The sequence below is a fragment of the Streptomyces sp. NPDC020917 genome, assembly GCF_044333795.1.
Lineage (GTDB): Bacteria > Actinomycetota > Actinomycetes > Streptomycetales > Streptomycetaceae > Actinacidiphila.
Window position 1 is genome coordinate 99,041 of the sequence record NZ_JBIRRR010000026.1, and the last position, 18,298, is coordinate 117,338.

Consider the following 18,298-nt stretch of genomic DNA (forward strand, 5'->3'; position numbering starts at 1 on the left):
GGCCGTACGGTTCCCGCCCTGCGCGGCCGGCCGCGCACCGGCTCAGCGCGGGGACCGCAGGAACCCGCGGCGCCGGCTCCGGTGCAGGCGCGACGCGCGGACGGGTTCGGCGGCGAGCGCGAAGGTGACGGCGATGCGGGCGCCGCCGAGACCGCCGGGGGTGATCGTGACGGACCCGCGCGTGGCGGACGCTGCACGGCGGGCGATGTCCAGGCCGAGGCCGGTGGACGGCCCGGTGGAGCTGTCGCCTCGGCCGCGCGCGACGGCCGCCTCGGGGTCGGCGATGCCGGGACCGGCATCCTCGACCACGAGCGTGACCGCCTGCGCGCTGCGCTCAAGCCGGATCGCGAAGGCGGTGCCCGCCGGGGTGTGCCGGAACACGTTGCCCGCCAACGCGTCGATCACCGCGATGAGTTCGTCCTCGGGCACGGCGACGGTGCTGGACTCGGCGGTGACGTGCAGGTCGAACGCCCGGTCCTGCTGGCGGGCCAGCACCGCCCAGAAGGCGGCGCGCGCCGAGGTGACGTCGGCGGCCTCGCAGCGAGCCGGGTCGGCCGCCGGTACCGGGTCACCGGGCGAGGGCGCCGGGAACGCTCCAGTTGACCGGTCCGACCCCGACGCCGCGGGTGCCTTCCGGGTGCGGGCGGCGGAGGAGGTCGTACCGGCGGGGCGGACGTCGAACGGCGCGCGGGCGGTCTCGATGATCGCCTGGAGCTCGTCCTCCAGTGCGTCGATCGCGGCGGTGAGCCGCCGCGGGTCACCGCGCCCGCCGGCGGCGACGGGCCCCGAAGGCCCTGGAGGTCCGGCGACTGCCGGGCCGGGAAGGGCCCCTGGCCGCATCTCGTGCTGCTCCGCAGCCAGGCGCAGGGCGGTCAACGGGGTGCGCAGCCGGTGGGACAGATCCGCGACCAACTCGCGTTCGGTGGCGAGCAGCTGGACCATCCGCTCGGCCATCGCGTTGAACGCCGTTCCGGCTTCGCGCAGTTCGGGCGGCCCCATGGGGTCCACCCGGGTGTCCAGGTCGCCCTCGCCGAGCGCGTGCGCGGCGTCCGACAGCCGGCGGGAGGAGCGCACCACGCGCGCGGCCAGCCGGTCGGCGACGAACACCGAGCCCAGCACCAGCCCGATCGCCAGCCCCGCCATCACCCACCAGGACTCGGCGACCCCGCGTGACAGGTCGGCGGACGGTACGAACTCCTCGACGACCGCGACCCGTCCGCCCCCGAGCACCACCGGCTGGAGGTAGACCCAGCCGTCCGGCACGTCCCGGGCCAGCGACTCCCCCGCGCTCTGCGCCCTGCGCAGCAGCGCCGCGGGGGCGTGCGTCGCGCCGAGCAGCGTGCCGCCGGGCAGGTGGATGGCGAGCCGGTCGTCAGGATCGACGCTGGCGGCCGCGGCCCGCAGGCTCGCCACGTCGGTGGTGAGCGCGAGCACCGGCGCGAGGGCGGCGGCCCGCTGCTCCGCGGCGGTGACCGCCTGGGTGCGGGCCTCGGACCGCACCAGCAGGGACAGCGGGATCGAGAAGGACAGGGCCACCATGGTGGTGACCGCCAGGGCGATGCCGGCCAGGGTCCTTCTCAACGGGGTGCGACCAGTTTGAATCCGACGCCGCGCACGGTGTGCAGGTACCGCGGCCGGGCGGCCTGCTCGCCGAGCTTGCGGCGCAGCGCGGACAGGTGGACGTGCACGGTCTGGTCGTCCACGTACGGCTCCCGCCACACCTCGGCGAGCAGCTCCTGCTTGGACACCACCGCCCCGGCCCGCTGCCCGAGATACGCCAGCAGGTCGAACTCGCGTCGCGTCAGGTCGAGTTCGCGACCGGCCAGGGCGGCGGTCCTGGCGCGCGGATCGATGTCGAGTTCGCCGACACGCAGCGGCGCCGCGCGGACCGCCGGCGGCAGCGCGGCGCCGCCGGCTCCGCGGACGGCCGGCGGACCGCCCGGCAGCGGCTGCCGGTAGGGCTCGGGACGGTGGGTGCGGCGCAGTACGGCGGACAGCCGGGCCTGCAACTGCCCGCCGGAGAACGGCTTGACGAGGTAGTCGTCGGCGCCGGCGTCCAGCAGCCGGATGATCTCGTTCTCGTCGTCGCGGGCGGTCGCCACCAGCACCGGCACCTGAGAGATGCCGCGGAGCATCCGCAGGGCGTCCCGCCCGTCGATGTCGGGCAGCCCGAGGTCCAGCACCACGGCGTCGAACCGCGTCTGCGTCACCTCGCGCAGCCCGCCGAAACCGTCGGCGGCACTGCGCACGACGTGCCCGAACGCGGTCAGCGCCTCGAGCAGCGAGGAGCGGATGACCGGGTCGTCTTCGATCACCAGGACGCTGGCCATGCGGCACACGGTAGCGGATCGACCATGATGGTCCCGTGCCCCGGTTGCTGCGCTACTTCCTGGTCTGGCTGTCCTGCACGGCGGTCACCGTGACCGCCGTTTTCCTGACCGTGCGGTTCGTGGTGCACTCCACCGCCCCGCTGCCGCCGACGGCGCACGGGATGCCGACCGCGTTCGGCGCGCCGACGGTCGGCACCGGCACGATGGCGCCGAAGCCGTCGCCGGTGTCGTCCGCGCGTGCCACGCCGACGCACCGTCCGTCGCCCACCGCGCCCGCGACGACCCGGCCCACGCCGACCCGCACCGCGTCGCCGGCCACCACGACGCCCAAACCCCCTGCGAGCGGGCAGGGTTACGACTGCTCGGGCGGCGTCGGTGCGCACGCCGTGCAGGCGCAGGGCGGGCAGGTCACCATCCGCTGGGGGGACAACGCGGTGTGCCTGGTGTCCGCGGTGCCCGCGCAGGGCTTCACCACCAGCACCGAGCAGGACTCGGCGGATTCGCTGGTCGTCACGTTCTCCGGGTCGCACCACCGGTCGCAGATCACCGCGACGCTGGATCCGCAGCCGAAGGCGGTGACGACGGAGACGTCGTGGTGACGGCGCCGCGGGCGGAGGGGAGTGCACCGCGGGCGAGGGCTGCTCCGCCGCCCAACCGAAGCGCGGGTTAAGGCGTTTCTCAACGGAGCATTAAGGCGCTCGCTGAAGCGTTCTGCGCAGGTCGGGGACGTCCTACGGTGGTGCGCGTCCGAACGGCCGTCCGGTTTCTGTCCCCGGTGCACACCCCCACCGCGCACCGTTCCGCGGCCGTTCGGACGCCGTCCCCGGCCGTCGCCCGACGTCCCCGGCGCCCCAGGAGAGAAGCCCCGATGAGTTCGCACCGTCGCCTCCCACCGCAGCGCAGCCACCGCGCACCGCGCAAGCCCCGGGTGCGGATAGCCGTCAGCGGCGCCGCCGCGCTGGTCGTGGTCGGCGGCGGCACCGCGTTCGCCTGCATGGGACATCCCGGGCACCACCACGCGGAGGCGGCCGGCGCCGGGAGCCACGTCCATCTGCTGCCGGCGCAGTGGCTGGAGCACGCCGGCGGCCCCTGGTCCACGCAGGCCGGTCACGAGGCCCGGCCGCCCGCCTCGGCCCCGGCGTCGCCGTCCGCGCGGCCCGCGCCTACGTCGTCCAGGCCGGCCCCGACCGCCTCACCCACCGCTTCGTCCGCGCCGGCCCCCACCCACCGCCCCACGCCCTCGGCGCATCCGACCACGCCGAGCGCTCCCGCCTCGCCCGCCCCGACCTCCGCCACCGACCTGGCCGTCCAGCAGGTCCTCGCCCTCATCAACAAGGCGCGCGCCCAGCAGGGCCTGCCCGCGTACACCCTGCTCGACGGCCTGGGCGGCAGTGCGGCGCAGCACAACGCGGTGATGGCCGGCGGCTGCGGTCTGTCCCACCAGTGCCCGGGCGAACCGGCGTTCGGCGACCGCGAGTCGGCGAACGGCGTCCACTGGACGTCCGCGGGCGAGAACATCGGCGTGGGCGGCCCGGTCGCCGACACTCCCGAGGCCATCGCCGCGATGGCCGTCAGCCTCACCCAGGGCATGCTCGACGAGCAGCCCCCCGACGACGGCCACCGCCGCAACATCCTCTCGTCGGGCTTCACCCGCATCGGCATCGCCGTCCACCGCGACACCAAGGGCTCGGTCTGGCTCACCCAGGACTTCGCCTCCCTGCAGTGACGGAGACGGCCGGATGATCCCTCACGACTGCAACGACCCCGGCAGAAAAGCCGGTTGGCGAACCTGCCGGAGCCTGCGGCGCGTTGACGGCCGTCCGCCTCGGCGGCGGGGCGCCGCGTTCCGGCGCCGCGGCTCCGTGATCCGGCGTCGCGGCTCCGTGATCCGGCGTCGCGGCTTGATCGCGGACGGTCCGTGCGGACAGACTGCCCTCCATGGGACCAGCAGGCGACGGCCAGGCGCGGACCGGCGAGCGGCGATGAATGCCGGGCTGCCCGTCTTCCGCTATCACGCGGACCCTGTGGCCAGCGGGTCCATCCGCGAGGCCGCCGAGAAATGCGCCTGCTGCGACCGCGACACGGGCTGGATCTACACCGCGAGCTTCTACAGCGCCGAGGAGGTCAGCGGGCGTTTCTGCCCGTGGTGCATCGCGGACGGGAGCGCGGCCGCACGCTTCGCGGGCGAGTTCTGCGACTCCTACGGGCTCGCCGATGTCAGCGAGGACGTCCTGCACGAGGTCACCCGTCGCACTCCCGGCTTCCACGCCTGGCAGGACCCGCGCTGGCTCGTCCACTGCCAGGACGCCGCGGCCTTCGTGGGCGAGGTGGGGTACGCCGAGCTGGCCGCGCATCCCGAGCCCCTCGACGAACTGCGGGCCGAGATGCGGCTCGACGGCTGGCACGACGAGAAGCAGCTCGAGCGGTTCCTGACGCACCTCGGCACATCGGCGACCGCCATGCTCTTCCGCTGCACCGTGTGCGGCACGCACCTCGCCTACGTCGACTCTTCCTGAGGGCGGCCGGCGATCAGCCCGAGGAGCCCGGGCCGGCGGGCGTCCGGCAGAGTCCTCCGGGCCTCGGTGGAGCGGGCGTTGGGCCTTCGCCGCGGGCGGTCGGGGGGTTGGTCGGAGGGATGCCTCGAAGGCAGTACCCTCTTGATCCTCACAGCCTTCCCCTCGGGGACTTGAGGGTTGCCACGACGCCCTCAGGCAGGGGGCGGGCCTCCCGAGACCCCGCACGCGACCAGGGGTCGAGGGCATACGACCAACGGCCCCTGGCAGGGGGCGGTGCGAGGGGCAGGATCACGTGGACGACATCGACGGCACCGGCATATCCGGCGGCACTGACGGCACGACGCCGCAGGTTCCCCCCGCCGGACAACCGGCCCCGACCCCCGCGAGGCGCTCGGCCCGTGCGGCGAAGAAGGCCGCCGGTTCGCCGGTTGATGCCTCGCAGCCCACCGGTGGGAACGAGGCCGCGCCCGCGGACGCGCCCGCCACGCCGGCCACCGGCCCGGCACCGCGCAAGCGCACCCCTGCCGCCAGGACGGCCAAGGCCACCCCGTCCGGGGAGACTCCGGCAAGGAAGGCGACTCCGGCCAAGAAGGCAGCGGCAGCCAAGCGCCCTCCGGCCAAGGCCACTTCGGCCGAACAGCCCGCTCAGCAGGACGCCGGCCCGGTCGACTCCCCCGCGGCGGCTGCTTCGGCCGCCACGACCGCCGTGCCGGCGAAGCGTACGCCGGCCGGGAAGAAGGCCACCGAATCGGCCCCCGCGCCCAGGAAGCCCGCCCCCGCCGAGAGCACCACGGCCGACACGTCAAAGGCAGCCGCCGCGGCCATCGCGGCTCCCGCCGCAACGGCCACCACCGCCAAGCCGCAGGACGCCGGCCCCGGCACCGACTCGCCTGCCGGGAGCACGAGTTCACCCGCCAAGAAGACGGCCAAGTCCGCCAAGGCCGCCCCTGCCGCGAAGAAGGCGGCCGCCAGGTCCGCCAAGTCCGCTGCCCCCGCCAAGAAGCCGGCGGCGGCCAAGCAGGCCGCGGCCAAGCGCACGGCGGTCAAGGCGGCGGCAGCCGGGACCGCCGCCGCCGCGGACAACGCCGAGCCGGGCGCCGGCTCCCCCACCGGCAACGAGCCTTCCGCCCCGCAGACCGAGTCGGCCGCGAAGGCCGGAAGCGCCGGCAACGCCGAGACGTCGGGGAAGACCTCGAAGACCGCGAAGAACGCCCAGTCCCCGCAGGCGCCGGGCCCCGCCGGGCCCACGGCGGACGCAGCCCAGGCGGCCACGCCCGGCGCTCCGGCCTCGCCCGCCCCGGCGCCCGAGGCCGCGCAGCCCGCGGACGCCCGGAAGGCGACGATCGGCGCCAACGCCATCATCGCGGTGCTCGGGGGCAGCGAGGGAGTGGCGCCCGAAGGCTCCGATGAGGGCGGGGAGAAGCGGCCGCCGCGGTTCGGGCGGCGGGCGAAGCTCGTGACGGTCGCCGCCGTGGCCGCCATCGCGGTGGTCGCCGCGATCACCGCGGTGGCCTCGGGCAGCGACAAGGGCAGCGCCGCCGCCGACCCCGGCACGCCGGACACCACCGCGGCAGCGGCGCCGGCCAGCACGGGGGCGACGACCCCCGCGGCGCCCGTCAGCACCGCGCCGTCGAGCTCCGCGGGCAGCCCCACCCCCTCGCACACCGCCAGCCCGTCCCGGTCCGCCACGCCCACGGCCACGCCGACCGCACCGGCCACCCCGTCCGGCGGCAGCCCGGCGACGACGCCGTCCGCGACGGTGGGTGCCACGGTGCCCACGGCCCGGCCCACGCACCCGGGTGCGGCGAACCCCCGCGTGGCCTCGGTGTCCGTCACGGACTTCAAGTGCACCGGGGGCAAGCGCCGCACCGCCACCGCGACGGTGATCGTGCGGTACGACGGCTCCGCGGCGGGCACGCTCCACCTGGCCTGGTGGCGCAGTTCCAGCCGCTCGCCGCAGGGTGCGGTGACCGTCAACAGCCCGCAGACCGCGCAGTTCCCGAAGGGTTCGCAGAGCTACACGTTCACCGACCGGCTGACCTTCACTCCGGACGGCGCCCGCCCGTACGTCGGCCTGACGGTGTCCACGAGCCCTGCCGCCGCCTCCGGCGCCAACTCGTTCGGCGTCGGCTGCGGCTGAGCAGGACTACTCCGATCTCACCCGGGTCCGGCGGCCCCCCTCCGGCCGCCGGACCCGGGCGCGCGCGCCGGCGCGGGCGAACGCCGGTGCGAGCTCTCGCCGCGCGGTCAGGCCGAGCGGGCGAGCTGGTGGATCCGCCGCACCCGCCCGTCGTCGGCGACCTCGCCCATCAGGATCCAGTCCATCCGCACGGCCCCGAGGGTCCGGTGCTCCGCGACGAGACGGCAGCGCGCCGCGAACCCGCTTCCGTCGACGAGGAGTTCGTCGATCAGGACCTCGCTCGCGGTGACGTTCTTGCGGGCCGGGGCGGCATGGGCGATCAGCTGGTCCCTGGTGAGGGCGTTGCCGTCGGTCATCCACACCACGTCGCCGGTCATGGTGCGGTCCACGATCAGGGCCGGGTCCTCGTCGGAACGGGCGATGTCGCGGGTGTAGTCGATCAGGAGGCGGCGTGCCGCCCGTTCGGTTGCCTCAGTCGTCTCTGACATACCCGTCAGACTTGAGCCCGCTGCTAATATTGTCAACCGTGTCAGAGATAAGGCGTCGCCGTCAGCGCGTGGAGGTCTCCCGCAACCGCGCCGCCCTGGTGTCGGCGGCGGTCCGGGTCCTCGCCGCGCGTCCCGGCGCGAGCATGGCCGAGATCGCCTCGGAAGCCGGGGTGACCCGGCAGACCGCCTATGCGCACTTCGGCACGCGCGAGGCGCTGCTCGGCGCGGTGCGCGACGAGTTGAGCCGCCGGGCCGCGGCAGTTGTCCAGGACGCCGAGGTCGAGTCCGGTACCGCCACCGAGGCCCTGGAACGGTTCCTCTCGGCGGTCGGCACGCTGCTGGCCGATCAGGCCGGCGATGCCGGCGGTCCCGAACCCGACGCCGAGGCGGAGGCCGCGCGCCACGCAGCGGTCGAGGAGAGCCTGGCGTCCCTCATCGACCGCGGCCGTGACAGCGGCGAGTTCACCACGCCGTTGGAGACCGGCTGGCTGGTGACGGCGACGGTCACCCTCGGGCACGCCGCCGACCAGCGCATCCGCGCCGGCCTCGTGGACGCGGCCGCCGCGGCCGGCGAGTTCCGCACCGCGGTGATACTCCTGTACGGCGCGGCCCCTCGATGCGCGGACGGCTCCGGCCGCCCGGCCCGCTGATCCGGCCCGCGCCCCGGCTCTCCCGCGCCGCGCGCGCTCGGACTCCAGACTGACGTAGCCGCCGGGGACAGCCTTGGAGGAGTGGGGCACCTCCACCGCCGGGCAGCAGCACACGGGAGATCAGCCCCTCGGGAGGAGCCGAGGACGAACGATCATTCCCTGCGTCCCCGAAACCGTCACCGTACGGTCACCGCATGTACCATTTTATAGAGGTATGCCCGTACCGGAATCCGCTTCAGGGAAGGCACCATGCGAGGTGACTCGTCAGCGGCGGGCACGGCGGAGCCGCAGCCTTTGCCCGCCGTCATGAACACCCATCGTGACGGTGAATTCACGGTACGTGCGGGCGAGCGGTACGCCGGCTGCGACGGCCCTCTGGCGGAACTGGCCAGCTGGAGGAGGGGCTCGACGTCCCGGTGTCATGCACGGCCCGGGTAATGGACATCATCATGCCCGGCACGGACGGCGAGCGGGGAGGTGACCCGGAATGAGCCCCACGGTGCCCGACAAGGCCAGCATCCTCCTCGTCGACGATATGGAGGAGAACCTCATCGCCCTGGAGGCGGTCCTGGGCCCTCTGGACCAGAACCTCGTCCGGGCCAGCTCCGGCGAGGAGGCCCTCAAGGCGATGCTGCGGCAGGAGTTCGCCGTGGTCCTGCTCGACGTCCAGATGCCCGGCATGGACGGCTTCGAGACCGCGTCCAACATCAAGCACCTGGACCAGACGAAGGACGTGCCGATCATCATCGTCACCGGGACCGACGCCGACATCCACCGCGGGTACTCGGTGGGTGCCGCGGACTTCCTCACCAAGCCCTTCGCCCCGTGGCTGCTGCGCACCAAGGTCAACGTCTTCCTGGACCTCTACCGCAAGAACCGCCAGCTCGCCCGCCAGGCCGAGCAGTTGAAGCGGCAGCTGTCCGCCGCGCGGACGCCCGGAGAGCGTCCTGCCGACGAGATCGCCGAGCACCTGGGCGCGATGAGCCGGCTGCTGGAGGGCGCCTGCGCCGCCGACCGGGCGGAACTCGCCTGGCACCTCAACGCCGCCAAGGAGGCCGTCGGACGGCTGCGCGCGGACGCGTGACACGCCCGCCCGCCCGGTCACCCGGATCCGCCGGCCGCCGCGGGCCTCGCGCGGGGGAAGGTCGCGCGGACGCCGTCGCGGGGAGGCTCGGCGTCGGTCCGCGGCGGCGGGCGGCGGGGGTCAGGCCAGGGAGTCGGAGGTGCGGCCGGGCGGGGTGCCGCCGGCGTCGGGGCCGGGAACGGCGTCGGCCGTCGCGGGCTCGTCGTCCTTCGCGGGCAGGGCGGCGCGCTTGGGCAGGAACAGCAGGGCCAGCACGGCGGCGATGACGACGATGACCCCGCAGGCCAGCAGGACGGTGTGCATCGCGGTGACGAACGCGTCGCGGACGGCGTCGAGGATGCTCTGGCTCTTGAACTTGCCCGCCACCGCGACACCGGCCGCGGCGCTGCGCCCCGCGGCGTCCTTGATCGGCTGGGGCGCGTGCCCGAGGTCCAGGTGGCTGCGGTACGTGGAGTTGGCCGCGGAGCCGAGCACGGCCACGCCGATCGCGCCGCCGACCTGCCGGACCGCCTGGGTGAACGCCGAGCCGACGCCGCTGCGTTCCTTGGACAGCGAGTTGAGGGCCGCCGCCATCGTCCGGGTCAGCGACATGCCGAGTCCGGCGCCGATGACGACCAGCCAGGTGGCGATGAAGCCGTAGCTGGACGTGGTGCTGGTGGCCATGCCGGTGAACAGCCCGGCGCCCATGAGCACGAAGCCGAGCGCGGGCACGCTGCGCGGACCGAGCTGCGCGGGCAGCTTGTTGACGACGCTGGCGCCGACCAGCAGGCCGCCGATCAGCGGCAGCAGCCGCAGGCCGGTGCCGAGGGCGTCGGTGCCGAGCACCGCCTGGTAGTACTGCGGGAGGGCGAAGATCAGGCCGAACATCGCGAAGCTGACGACCGTGGCGAGGATCGAGCCCCACACGAAGCCGCGACTGCGGAAGAGTTCGAGGTCGACCAGCGGGCTGCCGCCCGCTTGGGTGACGCGGCGCTCCCACAGGGTGAAGAGCACGAGCGCCACGGCTCCGCCGGCGATCGACAGGACCACGACCGCGTCGCCCCAGCCGCGCACGCCGGCCTCGATCGCGCCGTAGGTGATCGCGGTCAGGCCGATGCTGGAGATGGCCACGCCGACGTAGTCGATGCCGATGTCCTGGGTGCCGCGCGACTCGGGGACCAGCTTGGCGACCGCGATACTGCCGAGCGCGACCAGGGGCACGTTGATCAGGAACACCGAGCCCCACCAGAAGTGGTTGAGCAGCGCGCCGCCGATGATCGGGCCGAGCGGCAGGCCGAGCATCGTGGAGATCGCGACCACGGTGATGGCCTTGGTGCGCTCCGCCTCGGTCTCGAAGATGTTGAGCAGCACCGAGGTGCTCAGCGGCACCAGGAACGCGCCCGCCAGGCCGAGCAGCGCGCGGGAGGCGATCAGTTGGCCGGCCGATCCTGAGTAGGAGCAGGCGAGGGAGGCCACGCCGAACAGGATCAGCGAGGCGAGCAGGAACTTCTTGCGGCCGTACTTGTCGCCCAGCAGGCCGGCGGGCAGCAGGACCGCCGCCAGGACCAGGGTGAAGCTGTCGACGATCCACTGGAGTTGGCTCGTCGAGGCGCCCAGGTCGCTGCTGATCGTGGGGACCGCGACGTTCAGGATCGTCGAGTCCACGCCCACGGCCAGCAGGCTTAACCCGATCGCTCCGAGCGCCCACCACTTCCTGGTCTCCGTACTGGTCATGCCGCCACTCCTACGTCTCGGGTGCTCCGGCCGGGTCCTCGGTGTTCACCGCGTCCCAGCGCTTCCACATGGGGTCGGCCTCGGAGTCGAGCCAGGCGAAGAGGCGGTGGGCCGCCCGCACGCGCCCGGCCCGTTCCGAGTCCTCGGGAAACAGCGCCAGCCCCTCGCCGGTGATGTCCACGAAGGACGTCAGACTCTCCAGCCGTCGTTTGAGCACGCCCGACCAGGCGTCCTCGGTGATCTGGTAGTACGTCGAGCGCTGTCCGGCCCGGGTCACGGCCTGCACCATCCGCGCCTCGGTCAGCAGCTTCAGAGTGGTGGTCAGGGACGCGCGGCTGGCCTGCACCGCCTGGGCGATCTGGGCCGGGGTCTGGGCCGGCGGATCGCTCACCATGAGCCAGGCCACCGTCCGCCCCATGATCGGCGGCCAGCCTGCCTGGCTCATGAACCAGGACGTGACCCGTTCCATCCACGCCTCGACGTCCGGGCCCGGTCTCGACTCCCCACCGCGGCCTACGGGTTGGGGAGCAGGGTCCGGACCCGAACTGGTCATGTCTGCCATCGTACGGAACCTTCTCGTGGTTGCTATACCCGCTACTCGTTTCAGTCATCAATGTAACGTCAAGATGCGACTCCGGCACGGTCGTCGGCGGTCACGGCGCGCCACTCGGCGGCGGTGAGGGTCGGCTCGGCGGGTGCGGAGGTGCCGGCGACGGCGGCCAGGGCGTCCTGGACGTCGGCGGTCCCCAGCGCGTCGGCCGCGCCGGACAGGGTGTTGACCAGCAGGGCGGCGGAGCAGACGACGGGGTCGAGCAGCGCGGCCTCGCCGATCACGTCGGCCTGGCGGCGGCGCTCGGCGGCGTACCGGGTCAGCCGGGGGTCCTCGGTCCTGGTCTGCACACCGGGGTAGCAGACGTCCTGCGAGGTGGCGAGGATCCACGGCGTGTCGACCACCGCGCCGACCGCGCGCTGTGCGGCCTGCGCCGCGCCGGGCACCAGGCCGCCGCACTCGGTCAGGGCCGTGTCGAGCGCGGCGGCGGCCAGTGCGGCGCTGCTCATGCCGTGCCCGTAGACCGGGTTGAAGGCGGCGACGGCGTCGCCGACGACGGCGAGCCCGTCCGGCCAGTGCACGAGGCGCTCGTAGAACAGCCGCCGGTTGGCGGTCGAACGGGACGCCTGGACGGGGGTCAACGGCTCGGCGTGGCGGAGCAGTCGGGAGATCAGCGGGTGGCGCAGGGTGTCCAGGTAATCGTGGAACCCGGCCTCGGTGCCGGGCGGTTCGGCGCCTCGGGTGCCGGAGAGGGTGACCATCCACCGTCCCTGCTCGATCGGCAGCAGGATCCCGTTGCGGCCCGGCACGCCGGCCCGGTGGTCGGCGTAGACGCTGACCAGCGGGAACGGCCCGCGGGCGCCCTCGGGGGCGGCGAAGATCCGGGTGGCGTACGCCATGCCGGAGTCGATCACGTCCTCCTGGACGGGCGGCAGGCCGAGGACGCCCAGCCAGCGCTTCATCGGGGAGCCGCGGCCGCTGGCGTCCACCACGATGTCCGCCTCGACGACGGACATCCCGCCGCCGCCCCGCGGCTTGTAGGTGACGCCGGTGACCCGGTCCGCGTCGCCGCGCAGGCCGATGATGTCGGTGTCAGCGAGCACGGTGATCCGCTCGTCGCGCAGCGCCTGGTCCCGCACCGTCCAGTCGAGCAGCGAGCGGCTGGCCGCGATCATGAACTGCGTCTCGGGCATGCGCTGCTGCCAGCCGTAGGCGGTGAGCGACACCAGGTCCTCGGGCAGGCCGATGCGGTGGGCGCCGTCGCCGCGCAGCCGGTCGACGGTGCCGGGCAGCAGCGACTCGATGAAGCGCGCGCCGCCGGACCACAGCACGTGGGTGTGCCGGGCCTGCGGCACACCGCGGCGCGGGTCCGGGCCCTCGGGCAGCCGGTCCCGCTCCAGGACCGTGACGGTGTCGACGTGGCGCAGCAGCGCGACGGCCGCCAGCATGCCCGCCATGCCGGCGCCGAGCACGACGGCGCGGCGACCGGGGGCGGATCCGGTGGGTCCCGCGGATGTTCCGACCATGGTGTCCTCTCACGTTCCTTCTCGGGTGGATGCCCTGCCCTGCTGCCCTGGGCGGGGGCCTTGGCGGATGCCCGGGCGGCGGCCGGGCCGGCCGCCGGCGACCGTGTACGGGCCGAGGTCCGGGCCGCGGGCGGGCGGCGGGCCGGCGGCCGGCCGCGGGGTCATGACGCGGGCACCCGGCCGAGCCGGCCGGCCAGGGCTGCGGCGACCGCGGGCCACTGCTCGACCAGGTAGAAGTGGCCGCCGGGGAAGGGCCGGAACGACGCCTCGCCGGTGGTCTCCCGCCGCCACCCCTCGGCGTCCTCCCGGCGGGCCCAGGGGTCGTCGTCGCCGAGGAACACGCTCACCGGGCAGCGCAGCGGGACGCCGGGCCGGTAGGTGTAGGCGTCCAGCGCGCGGTAGTCGCCGCGCAGCACCGGCAGCACCATGGCCAGGATCCCGGGGTCGGCCAGCAGCGGGGCCTGCGTACCGCTCAACGCGGTCAGGTCCGCGACGAGTTCGTCGTCGGTGCGGCGGCCGAGACGCGCGTTGCGGTGGAGGGCCGGCGCCCCGCGCCCGGAGACGATCAGCGCGACCGGGCGAATCCGGCCGGCTGCCTCCAGGCGGCGGGCCACCTCCCAGCCGACCAGGGCGCCCATGCTGTGGCCGAAGAGCGCCAGGGGCACGCCCTCGGGAAGGTGGCCGAGGGCGCCGGCGATGCCGTCGGCGAGCGCCCCGATGTCCTCGGTGCAGGGCTCGTTGCGGCGCTCCTGCCGCCCCGGGTACTGCGCGGCCAGCACCTCCACGCCCGGCGGCATGTGTGCGGCCAGCGGCTTGAAGAAGGTCGCCGATCCCCCGGCGTGCGGCAGGCAGACAAGCTGCACCGGGCCGGCCTCCGGCGCGGCGGGGGTGTAACGGGTGATCCACGGACCGGTGTTCAGGTCCCAAGCGGTCATGGCTGCCTTCCTCGGTGCCGCCGGGCCGGTCGGCGGCGGCGGAGGGAGCGGGTGGGGCTCACGGGGGTGGGGGCCGGGTTCGGGCGGGTCCCGCGGGTGCGCGGTGCGGGACCGTTCCGCCGAGGCGGCCCGGGGGTGGCGCCGGCCGTCGACGGGCCGGCCGGCGCCGCGGGCGCGTCAGCTCGGGTCGAGGGCGGCCAGCCAGCGGTCGACGGCCGCGGCGGTGGCCGCCGCACGGTCGGCCTCGATCATCGAGAAGTGGTCGCCCGGCACGTCGGCGGTGTCGTGCGGCAGGGCCCAGTCGACCCGCCAGCCCTCGGCGTCGTCCCCGCGGTGCCCGCCGATCGGTTCGCTCGCCCGGACCAGCAGGGTGGGCACGCCGAGGGCGTCGAGGCCGTAGTCGAACCCGGCGTAGCGGGCGCGGGCGGTGAGCCAGGCCTCGCCCGGGTCGTCGGCGGAGGTCTCGACGACCTCCCGGCGCTCGCGCAGCGAGTCCTGCAGGGTGTCGGTCCAGTCGGCGCCGAGCCCGTGCTCGCCGCCCCAGGTGGGCGTGTCGAGCAGCACGAGTCCGGCCGGGGCGTGTCCGTCCGCCGCCAGCCGGGCCGCGGTGACGGCGGCGATGTTCCCGCCACCTGAGTAGCCCAGCACCGCGAACCGCCGTCCCCCGGCGGCCTGCTGGGCGGCCTGGGCCAGCGCGTCGGCCAACGCATCGACGGAGGAGGGCAGTTGCTCTCCGGTCACGAAGCCCGGCAGCCCGACGACGGTGGCGGCGCGCCGGCCGGCCAGGCCGGCGGCGAAGCGGGCGTACTGGTGGAAGTTCTGCCGCCAGATGAACGTCGGGAAGCAGATCAGCACCGGCTCGTCCGCGCCGTCGGCGAGCTTGACGGTGCGCAGCGGCCGGGCCAGCTCGCCTGCGGAGGCGAACTGGTCGCGGTAGTCGGCGAATCGGGCGAGCAGGTCGTGCGCCTCCTCGCCCCGGCCGAGCTCGACGGCGCGTTCGAAGAGCGCGCTCAGGCCCTCCGCCGAGCGCGCCGCGGGGGCGGCGGGCGTGGCGGATCCCCCTGCCGTGCCGGCGAGTTCGCGGTCGAGGTGGGCGGTGAGGGCCTCGACGCTCGCGTGGTCGAAGACCAGGGTGCTGGGCAGTGTCAGCTGGGTGGCGGTACTCAGCGTGGTGGACAGCTCGACCGCGGACAGCGAGTCGAAGCCGAGGGTGGACAGTTCACGGGCCGGATCCACGTGGTCGGCCGAGGGGTGGCCGAGCACGCGGGCGACCTGGAGCCGTACCACGCCCAGCAGTTCGGCCAGCCGCTCGTCGGGACCGAGGCCGGCGAGCCGCTCTCGGAGCGTGCCGGACGCCTGCTGCCCCGACGTCTGCTGCCCGGACGGCTCAGCGCCGTACCCAGGGCCCGTGGGGGCGGCAGCCGGGACCGAAGCCGATGCGGATGCGGGCACCGCCGCGCGCGTGGTCCCGGCGCCCGTGGCGCCGAGCCAGTAGCCGGCGCCCTGGAAGGCGTAGGTGGGCAGGTCCACCACGCGGGCTCCGGTGCCGGCGAACACCGCGTCCCAGTCGGGCCGTACGCCGCGCGTCTGCACGGCGGCGACCGCGGCCAGCAGCGTGCGGGCCTCGGGCCGGTCGCGGCGCAGGGCAGGTGCGACCACCGCGCTCGCGGCGGCCTCCCCCAGGCTGTCGCGGGCCATGGAGCTGAGCGCGGAGTCGGGGCCCAGCTCGACGAAGGTGGTCACGCCGGCCGCGGCCATCGTGCGCATGCCGTCGAGGAACCGGACGGCCGAGCGGATGTGGCGCGCCCAGTAGTCCGGGGAGGTCAGTTCACCGGGGCCGGCGATCCGGCCGGTGACGTTGGACAGGACCGGGATCTCCGGCTCGGTGAAGGCCATGGTGGCGGCCAGGTCCCGGAAGGGGTCCAGGATCGGGTCCATCCGCGTGGAGTGGGAGGCGATGCTGATCGCCAGCCGCCGGGTCTTGCGGCCCTGCGCGGCCCAGTGCGCGACCAGTTCGTCGACCGCGGCCTCGTCACCGGAGACGACCACGGCCCGCGGGCCGTTGACCGCGCCGAGCGACACCTCGTGCTCGCGTCCGGCGAGCATCGGCAGCAGTTCGGCCTCGGACGCCTGGATCGCGGCCATCGCCCCGCCGGGCGGCAGGTCGCCCATCAGCCTGCCGCGGGCGGCGACCAGCGCGGCGGCGTCGGACAGCGACAGCACCCCGGCCAGGTGCGCGGCGGACAGCTCACCGACGGAGTGGCCGATGAGGTGCCCGGGCCGCACGCCCCAGGACTCCAGCAGGCGGTACAGCGCGACCTGGACGGCGAAGGTCACCGGCTGGGTGTACCGGGTCTCGTCCAGCAGCGCCGCGTCCGGCGACCCGGGGGCGGCGAACGCCAGCTCCCGCAAGGGGCGTTCGAGGTGCGGGTCCAGAGCGGCGCAGGCGGCGTCGAAGGCCGCCGCGTACGCCGGATACGCCGCGTACAACTCCTGTCCCGCGCCTGCACGTTGGGCGCCCTGGCCGGTGAAGAGGAAGGCCGGGCGGCCGCTTGCGGACGGCGGGCCGACGGCCACGTCCGGGTCGGGCACGCCGTCGGCGAGGGCCCGCAGCCCGCGCAGCGCCTCGTCGCGGTCGGCGGCCAGGACCGTGCCCCGTGCGGTCAGTTCCGCGCGGGTGGTGGCGAGGGAGTAGCCGACGTCGGCGGGGGTCAGCCCGGGCCGGGCGGCCAGGTGGTCGGCGAGCCGTGCGGCCTGGGCGCGCAGCGCGCCGCCGCCGCCGCCCGAGACAGGCAGCAGGACGGGCACCGCAGGCGTGGGCGCCGTACCCGCGGCGCCGTCGGCCGCCGGGGTCGCGGAGGACCCCTCCGCCGCGGGCGTCCCGGCGGTCGCGCGCGGGTGTTCCCCGGCCGGCTCGACCGGCTCCGCGAGGTCTGCCGGGGCCTGTTCGAAGATGACGTGGACGTTGGTGCCGCTGATGCCGAACCCGGACACGGCGCCCCGGCGGGGCCGCGGCTGGCGGGCGGAGTCGTCGGCGGGCTTGGCCTCGGGCCAGGGGATGGTCTCGGTGAGCAGCGACACGGCGCCGGAGCTCCAGTCCACGGCCGGCGTCGGGGCGTCGATGTGGAGCGACTTCGGGAGCGCGCCGTTACTGATCGCGAGCACCATCTTGAGTACACCGGCGATACCCGCGGCGGCGCCGGTGTGCCCGAAGTTGGACTTGATCGAGCCGAGTCGCAGCGGCTGGTCGGCGGGCCGCTCCTGGCCGTAGGTGGCCAGCAGCGCGGTCGCCTCGATCGGGTCGCCGAGGACGGTGCCGGAGCCGTGCGCCTCCACGGCGTCGACCTCGTGCGCTGACAGCCCGGCGTTGCGCAGCGCGGCGCGGATCACCTTGGCCTGCGCCCGGCTGCTGGGCGCGGCCAGGCCGTTGCTGGCGCCGTCCTGGTTGATCGCCGAGCCGCGGATCACGGCGTGCACCCGGTGGCCGTTGCGGCGGGCGTCCGCGAGGCGCTCGACGACGACGGCGCCGGCGCCCTCGGCCCACGCGAAGCCGTCGGCGGCGGCGGCGAACGCCTTGATCCGGCCGTCGGCGGCCAGGCCGCGCTGATGGGTGAACTCGATGAAGAGGGTGGGGGTGGGCATCACGCTGGAGCCGCCGACCAGGGCCATGGTGCAGTCGCCGGAGCGCAGCGCCTGCGCGGCCTGGTGCAGGGCGACCAGCGACGAGGAGCAGGCGGTGTCGATGGAGACCGCCGGGCCCTCCAGGCCCATGACGTACGCGATCCGGCCGGACGCCACGCTGCTGGCGTTGCCGGTGAGCTGGTAGCCCATGATCTGGGGCGGGAGTTCCTCGGCGTCGGTGCCGTAGCCGGCGTAGGACACGCCGAGGAACACGCCCGTCGAGCTGCCCTTGAGGGCGTGCGGGTCGATCCTGGCGTCCTCGAACGCCGCCCAGGACACCTCCAGGGCGAGCCGCTGCTGCGGGTCCATCGCCAGCGCCTCGCGCGGCGAGATGCCGAAGAACTCGGCGTCGAAGCGCGGCAGGTCGGTGAGGAAGCCGCCCTGGCGGGCGATCGAGGCGCCCGGGGTGTCGCCGTCGCCGAGCAGCATGCCGAGGTCCCACCCGCGGTCGTCCGGGATGTCCGTCATCATGTCCCGGCCGGCTTCGAGCGCCTCCCAGAGCTTCTGGGGGGAGTCCGCGCCGCCGGGGAAGCGGCAGGCCATCCCGACGACGGCCAGCGGCTCGGTGGCCGCCGACATCAGCCGCTGGTTCTCCTCACGCAGCCGTTCCGCCTCGGTAAGGGCCGCGCGCAGCGCCTCGACGATGCGTCCCGTCTCCATGGCCATCAGTGACTCCGTTTCTGCT

Annotated in this window: 14 protein-coding genes; 6 read left to right on the plus strand and 8 right to left on the minus strand. The window is 74.9% G+C overall.

Annotated features, from left to right (window positions below):
• Positions 1–42: 42 nt before the first annotated feature.
• Entirely contained in the window at positions 43–1,581 is a 1,539-nt protein-coding gene (locus ACH4TG_RS36835; protein WP_398247043.1) for a HAMP domain-containing protein, read from the minus strand.
• On the minus strand, positions 1,578–2,330 hold the full coding sequence (locus tag ACH4TG_RS36840; protein ID WP_398247044.1) for a response regulator transcription factor: 753 nt from the start codon (positions 2,328–2,330) through the stop codon (positions 1,578–1,580). The genes ACH4TG_RS36835 and ACH4TG_RS36840 overlap by 4 nt, the downstream gene beginning before the upstream one ends.
• Positions 2,331–2,365: 35 nt before the next feature.
• Between ACH4TG_RS36840 and ACH4TG_RS36845 the strand changes: the two genes are divergently transcribed.
• The 4 genes from ACH4TG_RS36845 to ACH4TG_RS36860 all read left to right on the plus strand — a co-directional run bounded on the left by ACH4TG_RS36845 (position 2,366) and on the right by ACH4TG_RS36860 (position 6,986).
• Positions 2,366–2,929, plus strand: coding sequence for a hypothetical protein (locus ACH4TG_RS36845; RefSeq protein ID WP_398247045.1), 564 nt, complete (start codon positions 2,366–2,368; stop codon positions 2,927–2,929).
• A gap of 269 nt (positions 2,930–3,198) precedes the next feature.
• Positions 3,199–4,056: a CAP domain-containing protein gene (locus ACH4TG_RS36850; RefSeq protein WP_398247046.1), complete on the plus strand. Its 858-nt coding sequence runs from the start codon at positions 3,199–3,201 to the stop codon at positions 4,054–4,056.
• Positions 4,057–4,312: 256 nt separating this feature from the next.
• Entirely contained in the window at positions 4,313–4,846 is a 534-nt protein-coding gene (locus tag ACH4TG_RS36855) for a CbrC family protein (RefSeq protein WP_398247047.1), read from the plus strand.
• Between the two features lie 292 nt (positions 4,847–5,138).
• Complete coding sequence (locus ACH4TG_RS36860) at positions 5,139–6,986, plus strand: hypothetical protein (RefSeq protein ID WP_398247048.1); 1,848 nt, start codon at positions 5,139–5,141, stop codon at positions 6,984–6,986.
• A 107-nt stretch (positions 6,987–7,093) separates the two neighbouring features.
• Here ACH4TG_RS36860 and ACH4TG_RS36865 read toward each other — a convergent pair whose 3' ends face one another.
• Positions 7,094–7,474: a hypothetical protein gene (locus ACH4TG_RS36865; protein WP_398247049.1), complete on the minus strand. Its 381-nt coding sequence runs from the start codon at positions 7,472–7,474 to the stop codon at positions 7,094–7,096.
• Between the two features lie 38 nt (positions 7,475–7,512).
• On the opposite strand from ACH4TG_RS36865, the gene ACH4TG_RS36870 reads away from it, so the two are divergent.
• On the plus strand, positions 7,513–8,124 hold the full coding sequence (locus ACH4TG_RS36870; RefSeq protein ID WP_398247050.1) for a TetR/AcrR family transcriptional regulator: 612 nt from the start codon (positions 7,513–7,515) through the stop codon (positions 8,122–8,124).
• Positions 8,125–8,611: 487 nt separating this feature from the next.
• A complete protein-coding gene (locus ACH4TG_RS36875) occupies positions 8,612–9,208 on the plus strand; it encodes a two-component system response regulator (RefSeq protein ID WP_398247051.1) in 597 nt (198 codons plus the stop codon).
• Between the two features lie 120 nt (positions 9,209–9,328).
• Here ACH4TG_RS36875 and ACH4TG_RS36880 read toward each other — a convergent pair whose 3' ends face one another.
• From ACH4TG_RS36880 to ACH4TG_RS36900, 5 genes are all read right to left on the minus strand, one after another.
• On the minus strand, positions 9,329–10,921 hold the full coding sequence (locus tag ACH4TG_RS36880) for an MFS transporter (RefSeq protein ID WP_398247052.1): 1,593 nt from the start codon (positions 10,919–10,921) through the stop codon (positions 9,329–9,331).
• Positions 10,922–10,931: 10 nt separating this feature from the next.
• Positions 10,932–11,474, minus strand: a complete 543-nt coding sequence (locus ACH4TG_RS36885) for a GbsR/MarR family transcriptional regulator (protein WP_398247053.1) — start codon at positions 11,472–11,474, stop codon at positions 10,932–10,934.
• 68 nt (positions 11,475–11,542) lie between these two features.
• Complete coding sequence (locus ACH4TG_RS36890) at positions 11,543–12,997, minus strand: FAD-dependent oxidoreductase (RefSeq protein WP_398247054.1); 1,455 nt, start codon at positions 12,995–12,997, stop codon at positions 11,543–11,545.
• A gap of 161 nt (positions 12,998–13,158) precedes the next feature.
• Positions 13,159–13,932 carry a thioesterase II family protein gene (locus ACH4TG_RS36895; protein ID WP_398247055.1) on the minus strand — a complete coding sequence of 258 codons (774 nt, stop codon included), beginning with the start codon at positions 13,930–13,932 and terminating at the stop codon, positions 13,159–13,161.
• A 177-nt stretch (positions 13,933–14,109) separates the two neighbouring features.
• Complete coding sequence (locus ACH4TG_RS36900) at positions 14,110–18,279, minus strand: type I polyketide synthase (protein WP_398247056.1); 4,170 nt, start codon at positions 18,277–18,279, stop codon at positions 14,110–14,112.
• Positions 18,280–18,298 lie beyond the last annotated feature (19 nt).

Bases quoted from the DNA above. Each gene is read 5' to 3' on its own strand.
- ACH4TG_RS36855 (WP_398247047.1), top strand. From the start codon at position 4,313: ATGAATGCCGGGCTGCCCGTCTTCCGCTATCACGCGGACCCTGTGGCC.
- ACH4TG_RS36875 (WP_398247051.1), top strand. From the start codon at position 8,612: ATGAGCCCCACGGTGCCCGACAAGGCCAGCATCCTCCTCGTCGACGAT.
- ACH4TG_RS36890 (WP_398247054.1), bottom strand. From the start codon at position 12,997: ATGGTCGGAACATCCGCGGGACCCACCGGATCCGCCCCCGGTCGCCGC.
- ACH4TG_RS36885 (WP_398247053.1), bottom strand. From the start codon at position 11,474: ATGACCAGTTCGGGTCCGGACCCTGCTCCCCAACCCGTAGGCCGCGGT.
- ACH4TG_RS36840 (WP_398247044.1), bottom strand. From the start codon at position 2,330: ATGGCCAGCGTCCTGGTGATCGAAGACGACCCGGTCATCCGCTCCTCG.
- ACH4TG_RS36880 (WP_398247052.1), bottom strand. From the start codon at position 10,921: ATGACCAGTACGGAGACCAGGAAGTGGTGGGCGCTCGGAGCGATCGGG.
- ACH4TG_RS36900 (WP_398247056.1), bottom strand. From the start codon at position 18,279: ATGGCCATGGAGACGGGACGCATCGTCGAGGCGCTGCGCGCGGCCCTT.
- ACH4TG_RS36865 (WP_398247049.1), bottom strand. From the start codon at position 7,474: ATGTCAGAGACGACTGAGGCAACCGAACGGGCGGCACGCCGCCTCCTG.
- ACH4TG_RS36850 (WP_398247046.1), top strand. From the start codon at position 3,199: ATGAGTTCGCACCGTCGCCTCCCACCGCAGCGCAGCCACCGCGCACCG.
- ACH4TG_RS36895 (WP_398247055.1), bottom strand. From the start codon at position 13,932: ATGACCGCTTGGGACCTGAACACCGGTCCGTGGATCACCCGTTACACC.